15 protein-coding genes and 6 tRNA genes are annotated in these 13,817 nt (G+C 29.3%); 19 read left to right on the plus strand and 2 right to left on the minus strand.

All coding sequences use genetic code 11. The annotated features are described in order from the left end of the window. Positions 1 to 121: 121 nt before the first annotated feature. On the plus strand, positions 122 to 1,912 hold the full coding sequence (dnaG, locus tag O3884_RS06970; protein WP_371452606.1) for a DNA primase: 1,791 nt from the start codon (positions 122 to 124) through the stop codon (positions 1,910 to 1,912). Positions 1,913 to 1,923: 11 nt separating this feature from the next. Beyond that, positions 1,924 to 3,009 carry an RNA polymerase sigma factor RpoD gene (rpoD, locus tag O3884_RS06975; protein WP_371452607.1) on the plus strand — a complete coding sequence of 362 codons (1,086 nt, stop codon included), beginning with the start codon at positions 1,924 to 1,926 and terminating at the stop codon, positions 3,007 to 3,009. A gap of 69 nt (positions 3,010 to 3,078) precedes the next feature. Here rpoD and O3884_RS06980 read toward each other — a convergent pair whose 3' ends face one another. Both O3884_RS06980 and O3884_RS06985 read right to left on the minus strand, forming a co-directional pair. Continuing rightward, entirely contained in the window at positions 3,079 to 3,339 is a 261-nt protein-coding gene (locus tag O3884_RS06980; RefSeq protein ID WP_294683054.1) for a TM2 domain-containing protein, read from the minus strand. A 165-nt stretch (positions 3,340 to 3,504) separates the two neighbouring features. Beyond that, on the minus strand, positions 3,505 to 3,891 hold the full coding sequence (locus O3884_RS06985; protein ID WP_294683053.1) for a rhodanese-like domain-containing protein: 387 nt from the start codon (positions 3,889 to 3,891) through the stop codon (positions 3,505 to 3,507). A gap of 121 nt (positions 3,892 to 4,012) precedes the next feature. On the opposite strand from O3884_RS06985, the gene O3884_RS06990 reads away from it, so the two are divergent. The 17 genes from O3884_RS06990 (at position 4,013) to O3884_RS07070 (ending at position 13,786) form a co-directional block, all read left to right on the plus strand. Further along, positions 4,013 to 4,768, plus strand: coding sequence for a TrmH family RNA methyltransferase (locus tag O3884_RS06990; RefSeq protein ID WP_371452608.1), 756 nt, complete (start codon positions 4,013 to 4,015; stop codon positions 4,766 to 4,768). Between the two features lie 68 nt (positions 4,769 to 4,836). Further along, positions 4,837 to 5,790, plus strand: a complete 954-nt coding sequence (gene corA, locus O3884_RS06995; protein WP_371452609.1) for a magnesium/cobalt transporter CorA — start codon at positions 4,837 to 4,839, stop codon at positions 5,788 to 5,790. A gap of 55 nt (positions 5,791 to 5,845) precedes the next feature. Continuing rightward, entirely contained in the window at positions 5,846 to 6,019 is a 174-nt protein-coding gene (locus O3884_RS07000; protein WP_371452629.1) for a DUF1146 family protein, read from the plus strand. Positions 6,020 to 6,061: 42 nt separating this feature from the next. Then, complete coding sequence (locus tag O3884_RS07005; RefSeq protein ID WP_371452610.1) at positions 6,062 to 7,210, plus strand: AI-2E family transporter; 1,149 nt, start codon at positions 6,062 to 6,064, stop codon at positions 7,208 to 7,210. A gap of 358 nt (positions 7,211 to 7,568) precedes the next feature. Then, entirely contained in the window at positions 7,569 to 7,991 is a 423-nt protein-coding gene (locus tag O3884_RS07010; RefSeq protein WP_371452611.1) for a cell division protein SepF, read from the plus strand. A 2-nt stretch (positions 7,992 to 7,993) separates the two neighbouring features. Beyond that, entirely contained in the window at positions 7,994 to 8,275 is a 282-nt protein-coding gene (locus tag O3884_RS07015; protein WP_084812639.1) for a YggT family protein, read from the plus strand. A gap of 4 nt (positions 8,276 to 8,279) precedes the next feature. Continuing rightward, the gene (locus tag O3884_RS07020; RefSeq protein WP_371452612.1) at positions 8,280 to 9,050 is read left to right on the plus strand and encodes a YlmH family RNA-binding protein; all 771 of its coding nucleotides are present in this window, start codon (positions 8,280 to 8,282) and stop codon (positions 9,048 to 9,050) included. 137 nt (positions 9,051 to 9,187) lie between these two features. Then, positions 9,188 to 10,072, plus strand: a complete 885-nt coding sequence (locus tag O3884_RS07025; protein WP_294683047.1) for a phosphate/phosphite/phosphonate ABC transporter substrate-binding protein — start codon at positions 9,188 to 9,190, stop codon at positions 10,070 to 10,072. Between the two features lie 180 nt (positions 10,073 to 10,252). Then, positions 10,253 to 10,326, plus strand: a tRNA-Asn gene (locus O3884_RS07030). 2 nt (positions 10,327 to 10,328) lie between these two features. Then, positions 10,329 to 10,416, plus strand: a tRNA-Ser gene (locus O3884_RS07035). A 10-nt stretch (positions 10,417 to 10,426) separates the two neighbouring features. After that, positions 10,427 to 10,501 (plus strand) — tRNA-Glu (locus O3884_RS07040). A 30-nt stretch (positions 10,502 to 10,531) separates the two neighbouring features. Continuing rightward, positions 10,532 to 10,607: transfer RNA gene (locus O3884_RS07045), tRNA-Asp, on the plus strand. Between the two features lie 5 nt (positions 10,608 to 10,612). Further along, positions 10,613 to 10,685 (plus strand) — tRNA-Phe (locus tag O3884_RS07050). Positions 10,686 to 10,711: 26 nt separating this feature from the next. Further along, positions 10,712 to 10,787 (plus strand) — tRNA-His (locus O3884_RS07055). Positions 10,788 to 10,948: 161 nt separating this feature from the next. Beyond that, entirely contained in the window at positions 10,949 to 11,296 is a 348-nt protein-coding gene (locus tag O3884_RS07060; protein ID WP_371452613.1) for a DUF6568 family protein, read from the plus strand. Between the two features lie 218 nt (positions 11,297 to 11,514). After that, positions 11,515 to 12,252 carry a phosphonate ABC transporter ATP-binding protein gene (phnC, locus tag O3884_RS07065; protein WP_371452614.1) on the plus strand — a complete coding sequence of 246 codons (738 nt, stop codon included), beginning with the start codon at positions 11,515 to 11,517 and terminating at the stop codon, positions 12,250 to 12,252. Next, positions 12,227 to 13,786 (plus strand): PhnE/PtxC family ABC transporter permease, encoded by a 1,560-nt coding sequence (locus O3884_RS07070; protein ID WP_371452615.1) that lies wholly within the window; start codon positions 12,227 to 12,229, stop codon positions 13,784 to 13,786. The genes phnC and O3884_RS07070 overlap by 26 nt, the downstream gene beginning before the upstream one ends. Positions 13,787 to 13,817: the final 31 nt, after the last annotated feature.

A 13,817-nucleotide genomic window follows, 5' to 3' on the forward strand; every position in this document is an offset into this window, starting at 1 on the left:
GTACTTCTACAAATATTTAAACAAACTATATTAAAATAATTTAGTTTATGGTATAATTAATGTTGGGAAATAATCTTTTCATTTTATTCTTAATTATTAAATTATAAAAAGGAGGAGAAAGGTGGCAAGGATATCTAAACAAGATATTGATTATATTTTTGATAATATTGATATAGTCAGTCTAGTTAGTGAATACGTCAAATTAGAAAAAAGAGGACAAAACTACTTAGGATTATGTCCATTTCACAATGAGAAAACTCCATCTTTTACTGTTTCTCCTGAGAAAAAAATAGCCCATTGTTTTGGATGTGGTAAAGGTGGAAATATATTTCAGTTTGTATCGCTGATAGAAAATATTACATACAATCAAGCAATCGCTAAACTAGGAACAAGGTTAGGACTAGATATAGAGTCAAATGATAATAAAGAAGCTAGTTACGATTTAAACAATGAATTGGATATAATGTACTATGGGCACAGACTTTTAGCGGATTATTATAATTATATTCTACTAAATACAAAAGAAGCGGAAGATGCACTTAAATATTTATTAGATAGGGGACTAAGTGAAGATGTTATTAAACATTTTAATCTTGGCTATGCTCCTCGAGATAATAATATTGCTTTAAACTTTTTTAATTCGAATAAGATTAATTTGGATTTAATGGTTGAAGCGGGATTACTAGGAAAAAATGATAATGGAGATTATTATGATGTCTTTAAAGATAGAGTAATGTTCCCTATAAAAAATAACCAAAATCAAGTTGTAGCATTTTCAGGAAGAACGATGTCTTCGGATAAGAGTGTTCCAAAATACTACAATACGCATGAGACGAAAATTTTTGAAAAAAGAACAGTTTTATACAATTATTCAGATGCGCGTTCATTTATAGCTAAAGAAAATGAAGTGATTTTATGTGAAGGATATATGGATGTTATTAAAGCTCATCAAAATGGTATGAAGAATGCTGTTGCATTGATGGGTACAAACATAGATAATAATAAATTAAAAGAGGTTTTATCACTTGTAAAAAAAATAACACTAAGTTTAGATAATGATGAAGCGGGTTCAAAAGCTCAGATAGAGATTGGAAACAGAATTATTCAAACAACAGACAATGTCTATAAGCTGAAATTTTCAGGTGCGAAGGATTTAGATGAATTTTTAACTGAAAAAAATACTAAAAATCCTGATTTTGATGTTGAAAATTATTTAAGAAATAATAAAGAACACTTTATTAACTATAAAATTGAATATTGTAAAAATGATTCTAAATCAAATATAGAACAACGTATCAAATATAAAAATGAAATACTTGTTAATATTGCCTATGTAGAAGATGAATCATTAAAATATATATTGCTTACTAATTTGTCTGAGGAGTTCGGAATCGAACGACAAGTTCTTCTTAAAGAATTAGGTAAGGTGAATGTGAAAAGGAAGAAAGCAGCAGTAGAGTGGGTGGCGCCGACAAACCCAGAACTGTTGTTTAGAACAACAACTTACGACAAGAAAATGTGTAAATTATTTAAATACTTTTTTGTCGATAGATCATTATTTGTAGAAAAATATAATGACTTAGAAAAATGTCAATTTCCTCAAGACGCTTTTGTAAACTTAATGGATTATTTGGTAATATATTATAATAACAATTTAGAATTCCATATCCATAAATTTATTCACAGTATTGATGATGATGAAGTAGTACGGCTTGCAACATACATAGATGAAACAGATTTTCTAATTGAAGAAAATCCAACAGTTGATGTTGTAGGTGATTATATAAGCTATTTTTCAAATAATGAAATGACATTAAAAGAAATAAAAGAAAGACTTAGAGTGGCTATTCAAGAAATGGATACTGAAGCTCAAAAAGAATTACTATTAAAGTTAAAAAAATATAAGAAATAGAGGAGAAGAACATGGCTAAGAAAGTAAAAGATTTTGAAACAATTAAAAAAGAATTGTTAGAAAAAGGTAAAAAGCAAGGTGAGTTAACTCAAGAAGAAATCCTAGATGCTTTATCAAAATTAGATATTTCTTCAGAAGCGATGGATGATTTCTATGAAGAATTAAATAATGAAGATATTATTTTAATTAATGCTAATCACGAAGAAGAAGAGGAAGAAGAGTTAGACTTAGAAGATTTATCTGTTCCAGCAGGAATTAGAACTAATGACCCTGTAAGAATGTACTTAAAAGAAATCGGGAAAGTACCTCTATTATCAAAAGAGAAAGAACTAGAACTTTCTAAAATTATTGAAACAGGAACTGAAGAAGAAAAAGAACAAGCTAAAAAAGATTTAGCTGAAGCTAACTTACGTCTTGTTGTAAGTATTGCTAAACGTTATGTTGGACGTGGAATGTTATTCTTAGACTTAATCCAAGAAGGTAACATGGGATTAATCAAAGCAGTAGAAAAATTCGACTACTCTAAAGGATTCAAATTCTCAACATATGCTACTTGGTGGATTCGTCAAGCAATCACTCGTGCTATCGCAGACCAAGCTAGAACTATCCGTATCCCAGTTCATATGGTTGAAACTATTAACCGTCTAATTCGTATTCAAAGACAATTACTTCAAGACCTAGGTCGTGAACCAAAGCCTGAAGAAATCGCTAAGAAAATGAATATGACTCCGGAGAAAGTTCGTGAGATCTTAAAAATAGCTCAAGAGCCAGTTTCATTAGAAACACCAATCGGTGAAGAGGATGATTCACATTTAGGAGACTTTATTGAAGATAAAGAAGCACAATCTCCAGTGGAGCATGCTGCAAATGAACTTCTGAAAGAACAACTAGAAGAGATACTAGAAACACTTACTGACCGTGAAGAAAACGTACTAAAATTACGTTTTGGTCTGAAAGATGGTAAGACTCATACTCTAGAAGAAGTAGGTAGTGCGTTTGGGGTAACTCGTGAACGTATTCGTCAAATTGAAGCAAAAGCTATCAGAAAATTAAAACACCCATCTAAGCTTAATAAACTAAAAGGCTTCATGGAATAATTACAAAGACTTAAGTAGAATAGAGTTAAATGCAAAAAATCAAGGTTAAAAATTTTTAACCTTGATTTTTTAATAGTGTATAAATATATCACCATGTTCATTTGCTGGTCTGAATAATGTTACTATGAAAGAAAAAACCGCAATAATTGATGGAATGAAAGTCCAACAAAATAGTAAGCACAGTATTCCTTTAAAGTTTTTTCCGATGTAGAAATATTGAATTCCAAAATGTCCTAAAAAGAAAATGATTAATAGGTACACTACTTTATTAACATATCTACCAGGGATATAGCCACGATTATTAGTAGGGTCATAATAGTATTTAGTCATTAGTTGACCTCCATATGGATTATTTAAGGATAATAATACCATAAAATATTATACTATTCAATAGTGAAGAGTCTGAGTAAAATGAAAATTAATCGCATATAGAATTTATTTCCATTATATAAATAAAAAGTACCTAGCTTTATAGGTAAACTAGGTACATAAAAATTAACGTTTTGTTTTAAGGTTTTCTTTCCAATCTTGAAGACCATTTTTTAGCATATAAACGTTTGTATAACCATTCTTTTTAAGAGTTAAAGCAGCACGAGGAGCTAAAGTTCCGTTTTTATCACATAGATAAATAGGTTGGTCTTTTCTTAAAGATGTATATAAGAAATTGAATTGAGAAGAAGGCATATTACGAGCACCGTTAATGTGAGCGTATTTGAAATCTTCTTTCTCTCTTACGTCGATTAATTGAACTTTTCTAAGATTTTTTCTAAATTCTTCATAAGGAAGTTTCGTCACAGCGCCTTTTAATCTGAAGTAATTAAATAGTCCTACTGCTCCTAAAACAACCACTAAAACTATTGTTGATAGTAAAAATGATGACATAATGAACTCCTTTTTATTATAATATCTGTAAGTGAATTATATCATAATTTGAAAATTTGTTCAACATTGATTATAATTAGTATGAATGCTAAAAATATGAAATTAATTAATTGGAGAAAAAATGATAACATCAGCAAGTAATAAAAGAATAAAAGATATTCAAAAATTAAAAGAGAATAAAAATATAAAAAAATACGGTAGATATTTAGTGGAAGGGAAGCACCTTGTAGAAGAAGCGTTAGAAGCAAAAGTAGTAGAGGAAATAGTATTTTCTGAGAGTTTTGATGACTACAATATAGTTGATTCTTTCACAGGTAATTTAATAAAAGTCACTGATAGTGTCATGAAGAATATATCTGATACGATAACTACGCAAGGAATTATAGCTGTATGTCGTATTGATAAAAAAGAATTAGATATTAACAATTATAGTAAAGTTCTAATCTTAGATAAGATTCAAGATCCAGGAAACTTAGGAACAATAATCAGAACAGCCGATGCCTTCAATTTTGACTGCATTATTCTTGGTAAAGGAACGACAAGTTTATATGGTCAAAAAGTTATTCGAAGTACACAAGGTAGCAACTTTCACATAGATTGTTTTGATAATATAGATTTAGTTGAGTTAATTGATAAAATGAGTAATTTCAATATTTTCGCTACTAGTCTAAAAGCGGATAAATATATAGAACAATTAGATAATATTTCAGGAAAAGTTGCAGTTGTCTTTGGAAATGAAGGCGCGGGAGTTAGTGAAGAAATATTGTCAAAAGTAAATAATCTACTTAAAATCGCTATGCCTGGACGAGCAGAGAGTTTAAATGTCTCTATAGCCGCGGGTATTGTGATGCACTATATTTCTACTAATTTAAAATAATAAATTTACTATTTTTTATAAGTGTGGTATTATGGTAAATGTGAAAATAAAGAGAGAGGTGAAATCTAATGTTAAAAATTATAGCAGTAGATAAAAAAGGAGATATCCTTACTGATGTTAGTTTAGAAAGACTTAAAGAGCAAGACATAGCGTGGTATTGGGTTGATTTTGATACTCCTACACGTAGTGAAATTAACTTGCTAACAACTTTCTTCAAGTTCCACGAACTTTTAATTGAAGACTGTTTAACGCTTTTACAAAGACCAAAAATTGAAATTACAAGACAACAAATTTTCTTAGTATCTCATGTATTAAAAAATATAGATGATGACTACGAAACTCTAAATATGTTTGTTGGGAAAAATTATATTGTAACGTTCCACCTCTCACACATACGTTATGTAAATAAAATCGTTCCAAAAATATTACAACGTGGTGCAGAATATTCACCATTACATGTTATGCACATGCTTGTATCAGAAATAGTAGAGGGATATATTCCTATTATTTCAAAAATTGAAAATCGTCTTGATGAAATTGAGGAAACAGATTCATATACTTCTGGAAGTAAGATTATGGATGAGGTATTTGATCTTCGAAGTGATCTGTTAAAACTTCGTCGTGGGTTACTACCAATGCGTGAGCTTATTCATAGATTCTTAGTTTCACGTCGTGTAGAAATGACAGATAATGATAGAAAATATTTCCACGATATTTATGATGATCTTGTTCAACAAACTGAGATAATCGAAGCAAACCGTGAGTTAGCCAGTGATATCCGTGAGAACTTTATGACATATAACTCACTTAAATCTAACAATATCATGATGACACTTACCGTTATTTCTACTATTTTCTTACCATTAACCTTCATAGTAGGGTGGTACGGTATGAACTTTAAATATATGCCAGAATTAGAATGGCAATATGGCTATTATATTGTTGTTGCAATTATGTTAGGTATTACGTTCGGTATGTTGTGGTTCTTCAAGAAAAAAGGATGGCTTGATATGTTTAAATAACATTATCAAGTAGGTTGAAATAATGAATGTTTTTAAATTAATGATCTTATTTTTTATGATATTACTTGCGAATTTTTCAATGATACGAATAGATTTTGGAAAATTTTTCAAGAAAAATAGTACAAGAGAAATTAAGGTATTTGTGATTTTAGTTTCTTTTGCACTAGGATATCTTGGATATATAACAATTATTAAAATTTATGAATTATCGTTAAATTTTTTAAAATGATTTAGTTGAATTGTTTAAATGATTTAACAGAAAGGAAATTGTATGGATAAAGAATTAGAAAAAAATAAAAAAGAAACAAGAATTGAAAAGTCACGTGAAGATAAGCTATTAGCTTTTATCGGAGGGAAATTCATAATCTATATACTATTAATAGTTATTTTATTAGGTATAGCTATTTATCTTTATACAGAAATATCATATATTTTTACACCGATAAATACGATAGTTTCGAGCATAATTACACCAATAATAGTCGCATATGTATTTTATTACATGTTAAATCCATTGGTGAACTTATTCGAGAAGAGAATGTCTAGGTTTATTGCTAGTTTGCTTGCTATATTCGTTGGTATAATTACTATACTTATTGTAATTGTAGGAGTAGTTCCTATTATTGTGGAACAAACGCAGAATTTAATAACTGCATTGCCAAGATATATTGAGGTAGTGAAAGGATATTTGGAGACATATTCTGATAATGCATACGTGCAAGTAGTTGTGGAATATGTCAATAATAACCTTAATGTTTCTAAAATTAGTGAAAAACTAGTTAGCGTAGCTACATCTATTGCACAAGGGGTAGTATCATCTATTTCTTCTACTGCATCAGTTTTAGTTACCATGCCATTTGTGTTATTCTTCTTATTAAAAGATGCATCTCACTTTAACAAGTTTGTAATCAGTCTACTACCAAAAAAATTGGAACAACCTGTTGCTGAAACAATTGATGAAATTGATGATAAAGTAGGATCTTATATCCAAGGACAGATGTTAGTTTCTTTATGTATAGGAGTAATGTTATTTATAGGTTATAACATTATAGGATTACATTATGCATTTTCATTAGCTACTATAGCTGCATTTTTAAGTATCGTACCTTACCTTGGGCCAGTTATTGCAATAACACCAGCTATGTTAGTTGCAGCTTCAACAAGTTGGATAATGGTACTTAAAATGCTAGTGGTATGGGGAATCGTGCAGTTCTTAGAAGGAAATATAATTTCTCCTAATATAATGGGAAGAAGTATGAATATGCATCCTCTTACAGTAATTTTTGTTATTCTTATCGGAGTGAATATAGCAGGAGTTGTTGGCGCAATTTTAGGAATACCTGTTTATTCTATTCTGAAAGTATTAGTAGGAAAATTATTACTTTCAATTAGAGATAGATATAATAAATTTTATGGATAAAATTAGAGCTGCTGACCCAAAAGTACTAGATTTTAAAAAAAGTTTACATAAAAACTCATAGACGCAGTGGTTTATTGATATCTAAAATCGCTTTAGAAAAGCTTTTTAGATATCTAATGAACTGTGCGGGGGTGACTCGACAAAATCGATTTCTACGAAATCACGATTTTTGAGTCACTCCTTTTTTTGTAGTTATTTTCTTTGAAAATTTATTGAGTTTTATCGGAGTACAAAAAATGTTTTAACAAAAATTAGAATTTTAAACTTTTGTAAGTGTTTTTTGTCTTATTACTTTATAAATTACTGCTTACATGCTATAATAATATAGTTAAATATAAGTAAGTTGAGGTTTGATAATATGAGTATGATGAAAAAATTCAATAATCTTTTTGTTGGAGAAGAGGATTTTGAAGAAGAAGTAGTAGAAAAAAATGAAGTAAGACAAGAACAGCCTAAGCCAAGACCGGTGAAAAAGGAGAATCCAGTGGTAAGTAAACAGAATGTACAAAGTCAACCCGTAGGAAGAACTAATAATGTAATATTAACTGAACCATTAGTATTTGCGGATAGCAAAGATATTGTAGATGATATTAAACGCAATAAAGTAGTAATTATCAACTTAAGTAAGTTGGATATTGAGACTTCAGATAGACTTCTAGATTTTATTTCTGGAGGAATTTATGCATTAGGTGCTAGATTAAAAACTATTGGGGAAGATATTTACCTATGTGTTCCTAATGGTGTTGAAGTTTCAGGAGACTTTTACGAAGGAGAGTATTAATATTGTTAAATATAACAGAGTATTTTTGGGTATATAAGTTCGTAAAATATTTATTTAATTTCTATGAATACAGTATGTTAGCGTATATTTTAACTTCATGGTTTCCTCAAATTAAAAATAATTTTATTGTAGAATTTCTAGAGGCGATTTGTGAACCATATCTAAAAATTTTTAGAAAAATCATTCCACCATTTGGAATGTTAGATATATCACCAATAGCTGCTCTTGTAGTACTTAGTGTTATAGAAAACCTAATAATAATGTTATTATTTAAGTTATCTTAATGCTATGAAGAAGATAAATTTTTTACAGCAAGCGTCTGCTGAACAAAGAGAAGTAGTAGAAAAATTACTGCAAAGTATTAGTTTTGTAGAAAATCGCAACACCGTTACAAAATTTTTAACGAATTTTGAACAAATTATTCTTAGTCAAATAGTAGCGTATAACTATAGTGATTTTAAAGTTGAATTTTTTGGCGGTTTTGATGATGCTGAAAGAAAAAAAGCTAAGATTATTTCTAATGAATATTATGACGTAGATTATGATATTGTTTGTTTAAAAGCAAAGTTTAATAATAAATTTAATAAAGTAGAACATAGAAATATTCTAGGAGCAGTTCATAATCTTGGAATTAATTTTAATAGATTTGGGGACATAATTGTTTTAGGAAATGAGGTTTATATTTTTGTCGATGATGAAATTGCTGATTACATAGCGATGGAATTTACTAAAGCAGGAAGAGTAAATCTTGATTTTCAAAGAGTTGATCTCACAGAAGTAAAAATCGAAAAAAAATATGAAGACTTTGAAATAGTAAGTTCATCGTTTCGAATAGATTCTATAGTAGCTAAGATTACAAATAAGTCTCGTAGTAAGGTAAAAGAATTTTTAGAACAAGATTTTATTAAACTAAATCATGCAATTCTAAGAAATGGAGAGAAGACTTGCACACCAGAAGATATAATATCTATAAGAAAGTATGGTAGATATGTAGTTAAGAGCTACACTCAGAATAAAAAAAGTTTAAAATATAGAATAACAATTTCAAAATTAGTTTAAAAGTAGCTGGTAATAATAAGCCAGCTATTTTTTTATTATTTTTTTTCTAATTATGAGCGTTTTCATTTTTATTATTTTGTTATTGTGCTATACTCTTTGATATAAAATAAAATATATACAAATATGAGGTAGATAAAATGAAAAAAATATTATTAACTATTTTTTCTTTTCTATTGGTATTTTCTTTAATTGGTTGTTCTCAAAAAAGTACAACAAAAGAAGAAAAAGTGTTGAAATTAGGTGTAGTGCCTAGTAGTAATAGCGAAAAGCTAGTAGATGACCTGACGCCGTTTGCTAAAGCATTGGGTGATAAATTGGGTATGAAAGTAGAAGTATTTACAGCAAGTAGCTATATAGGGGTTATAGAAGGAATAGGTAGTGGGAGTGTAGACTTTGGACTAGTTCCACCATTTTCAGCTGTCCTTTCTAATAAACAAAGTAATACAAAAAATCTTCTTGTAGGTAGAAGTACAAGTGGTAAACCAGGTTACTTTGCAGAAGTCTTTGTAAGAAAAGATTCTGATATAAAAAGTATTGCTGATCTAAAAGGTAAGAAAATTGCTTTTGTTGATCCATCTTCAGCTTCAGGTTACATTTATGCAGGTGCAATGCTAAAAGATGCTGGTATTGATTTAGAAAAAGATATTCAATATCAATTTAGTGGAGGACATGATAAAAGTTTACAATTATTACTAAATAAAGATGTAGATGCAGTAGCTAGCTATGAAAATGTAATAAGAAAATATACTAAAGAATTTCCTACATTAAAAGAAGATGTTAAAGTAATTGCTAAGAGTGAATTGATTCCAGGTGTAACAGTAGTAGCATCTAATAATCTTGATGAGGAAACTCAGAAAAAAGTAAAACAAGCTTTACTTGAGATTCAAAATGATAAAGAAACAATTCAAATATTAACAAATTTATTTAGCATTACAGGATTTGAAGAACCAAATAATGATGCATATAAAGCTATTGAAAAAATCTCTGAAAAAATGAATATTGACTTAAATAAAGTTAAATAAAAGGGATATTTCATATAGAGATTAAATATACAAAAACAGCTATAATATGCTAAAAATCAACGTTTGTTAAGTAAATAATATTATAAAATTGAAAATAATAAAAAAAGTTATACAAAAGTATTGACATTATGTTAATACTTTTGTATAATAAATATTGTTCGTTAGGAGCACAAATATTTATCCACAGTAGCTCAGTTGGTAGTAGCATCTGACTGTTAATCAGAGGGTCGCAGGTTCGAGTCCTGCCTGTGGAGTTGGAGTAGTACTCAAGAGGCTGAAGAGGCGCCCCTGCTAAGGGTGTAGGTCGGGAAACCGGCGCGAGGGTTCAAATCCCTCCTGCTCCGTTTTTTTATTGGCCCGTTGGTCAAGTGGTTAAGACACCGCCCTTTCACGGCGGTAACACGGGTTCGAATCCCGTACGGGTCACCATTTGAATTAATACATTGAGAATAAGAGTTAGGTCCCGTGGTGTAGCGGTTATCACGCCTGCCTGTCACGCAGGAGATCGCGGGTTCGATTCCCGTCGGGACCGCCATTTTTGCCTTGATAGCTCAGTTGGTAGAGCAATGGATTGAAGCTCCATGTGTCGGCAGTTCGACTCTGTCTCAAGGCATTTTTTTATTTTAGCTTAATATTTTGGCGGCTGTGGCGAAGTGGTTAACGCATCGGATTGTGGTTCCGACATTCGGGGGTTCGATTCCCCTCAGCCGCCCCATTTTTTTGAATTAAAGTAGAGAAGTAGTGTAAGTTTACATTACTTCTTTTTTTATTTGTAAAACTACGATTCGTAATTGTTTACTTTTGTAAGCAAAATATTAGCATATTTATAAAAAGAGGAGTAAAATAGTATCTATAAAATATTAGGAGATTAAAATAATGGAAAAAACATTTGAACAACACTTAGAGAACTTTAAAGTAATTGATTCAAAAACTGCATTTGAAAAAATTGAATCAAAAGAAAAATTTGTACTATTTATCGGGAGATCTTCATGCCCATTTTGTAGAAAATTTATGCCGAAAATTAGTGAAGTAGTAGTAGCTAATAATGTAGAAGCATTCTTCCTTAACTCTGAAGATTTCTCAGATGCATCAGGTATTGAATCATTACGTGCAAAATACTCTGTAAGAACTGTACCAGGTTTATTAGTAGCTGAAGCAGGAGAAGTTAAAGTTGTATGTGATTCTAGTTTATCTGTTGAAGAAATTACAACTTTTATTAAGTAATGATAAAACTCGTCTATTTTATGTAGGCGAGTTTATTATTTTGTCTTTATAATTGAAACATTGTAATTAAATGAGTTAATCGTTGAAATAATAAGAAAAATGTAAAATCAAAATACTGAAAAATTCTATTTTAAATGATATAATAGTAATTATAAAATTTTACTAACCATATAGATTAGTATATTTTATAGTTCACTATAAAATAATGAGGTGATTGTGTGAAGAGTGAAAAGTTAGAAGTGAAAAATCTAATTTTTAATTATGGTTTAAAAAATATATTAAATGATATATCATTTGAAGTTCCAAAGGGTGATTTTGTAGCAATTGTAGGAAAAAGTGGTGCGGGAAAATCGACCTTACTGCGTTGTTTGAACTTGTTGAATAAACCTCAATCTGGAGAGATAAACATAGCAGGTGAAAACATATTACAGTTTAATAGATCAAGGTTAAAACTTATTAGAAGAGATATAGCTTTTATATTTCAAGATTATAATGTACTAGATAATTTATATACAGTTGAAAATGTTTTGACACCTTATTTAGTAAAAAAATCTGTCTTGGGTCTTTTATTAGGATATTCAAAAAAAGAATATAATGAAGGTGTTGATTTCTTAAAGCAAGTGGGCCTAGGAGATGAGGCTTTTAAAAAGTCTAAGTATTTATCAGGTGGTCAAAAACAAAGGGTTGCTATAGCTAAAGCGTTGGCACAAAATCCAAAGATTTTACTAGCGGATGAACCTGTAAGTAGCTTGGATGAAAAAAATACGACACTTATAATGGATACATTTAAAAAATTAAATGAAGAAAATGGAATAACAGTACTTATAAATCTTCACGATGTTAATCTTGCGAAAAAATATAGTACGAAGATTTTAGGGTTAAAGGACGGAAAAGTTTTATTTTATAAAGATTCTGAGAAGGTGACTAAAGATGAATTTGAAGAACTTTATAATTAAAAAATCTATAACGAAGTTAGCTACACTTACTTTTATTGTTTTGATTATTTTTATTGCATATAGCCAATATGATACAAAGACTTTTTCATTAGGATTTAAAAGGATACAGAATCTTCTGGGACGCATGTATCCTGTAGATTTTTCTATTTTACCTGAATTGAAACAACCGATTATAGAAACAATTAACATTGCTCTATTTTCATCAATATTAGCTTTATGCACAACGTTAATATTACTACCAATACTAACTAATGTACTATTTAAACTTAAGATAATTCCAAAAATATTTAGTGCGGTATTCTCTGTTTTCAGAACAATGCCATTTTTAATAATTGCTGCGATCTTAGTAAGTTTATTCAGTACTGGAGTATTTAGTGGTTTTGTGAGTATATATTTAATAAATATTCTAACATCCGCTAAGCTATTGAAAGAATATGCAGAGGAAGTCGAGCTTAAACAGCTAGAGGCTATGGAAGCGTTAGGAGCTTCAAAATTTATTATTTATAAAAATGCGATTTTATCTAATCTTAAGCCCCAAGTTATCTCAGTTTACTTTTTAACTTTGGAATCTAGTATACGTGGAGCAAGTGTTTTAGGATTAGTTGGAGCAGGTGGAATAGGTCAAAGATTATGGCAAGAGCTAAATCACTTAAGATATGATAGAGTTTCTATAATAATTATTACTCTTGTTATTTTAATCTTCGTAATTGATCTAGTAAGTTATTATTTTAGAAATTTACAAAATACCTCTCAATTAACTTTTGAAAAGTTTATGCTTAGAAGAAATCTAGTAAAATTTGGTATTCCTGCTGTTATAGTAGGAAGTATACTATATGTTACTAATTTCATTAACATATCACAAGAAAGATTTTTCATAGGTTTAAAACAGTTAAGTGTGCTAGCTAAAGGGATAATAAATCCTGATTTAGCATATGTTCCAAAAATGCTTAGCGAGCTGTTTATTAGTATTGAAATTGCATTTAGTGCTACGATTTTTGCTGCGGTGACAGCTATATTTACATCGTATTTATCATCGGTGAATCTTTTTGGTAAGTATAAAGCATTAGGTGTAAAAGTTTTTATCAATATCTTAAGAACATTTCCACCGATAATAGTGGCATTAATATTCTTTAGAGGTTTTGGGCCAGGTGCAATTAGCAGTTTCTTTGCATTATATATTTATACAGTTGGTGTTATGACAAAAATGTATAATGAGGTACTAGAAGGAATTAATAACAATGTATTACTAATGACAAAAAGTCTAGGACTTGGAAGCTTTATTAGTTATGTTAAAATTATATTTAATGGATACTTTCCTGAATTCGTTACTATAGTATTATATAGATTTGAATCAAATATCAAAAATTCAACAATTTTAGGTATGGTTGGTGCAGGTGGTATTGGACATTTGCTTGTAAATAATATAGAATATAGAAATTGGAATAGAATTTCAACATTATTAATTGGTTTATCGTTATCGATAATTATTATAGAAAATATCTCATACTTTATTAGAATGAGAGTAAAAAAATAATTAAAGAAAATATTAAAACAAGGAGAAATAG

It is taken from the genome of Gemella sp. 20925_1_85, from assembly GCF_041433735.1.
Lineage (GTDB): Bacteria > Bacillota > Bacilli > Staphylococcales > Gemellaceae > Gemella.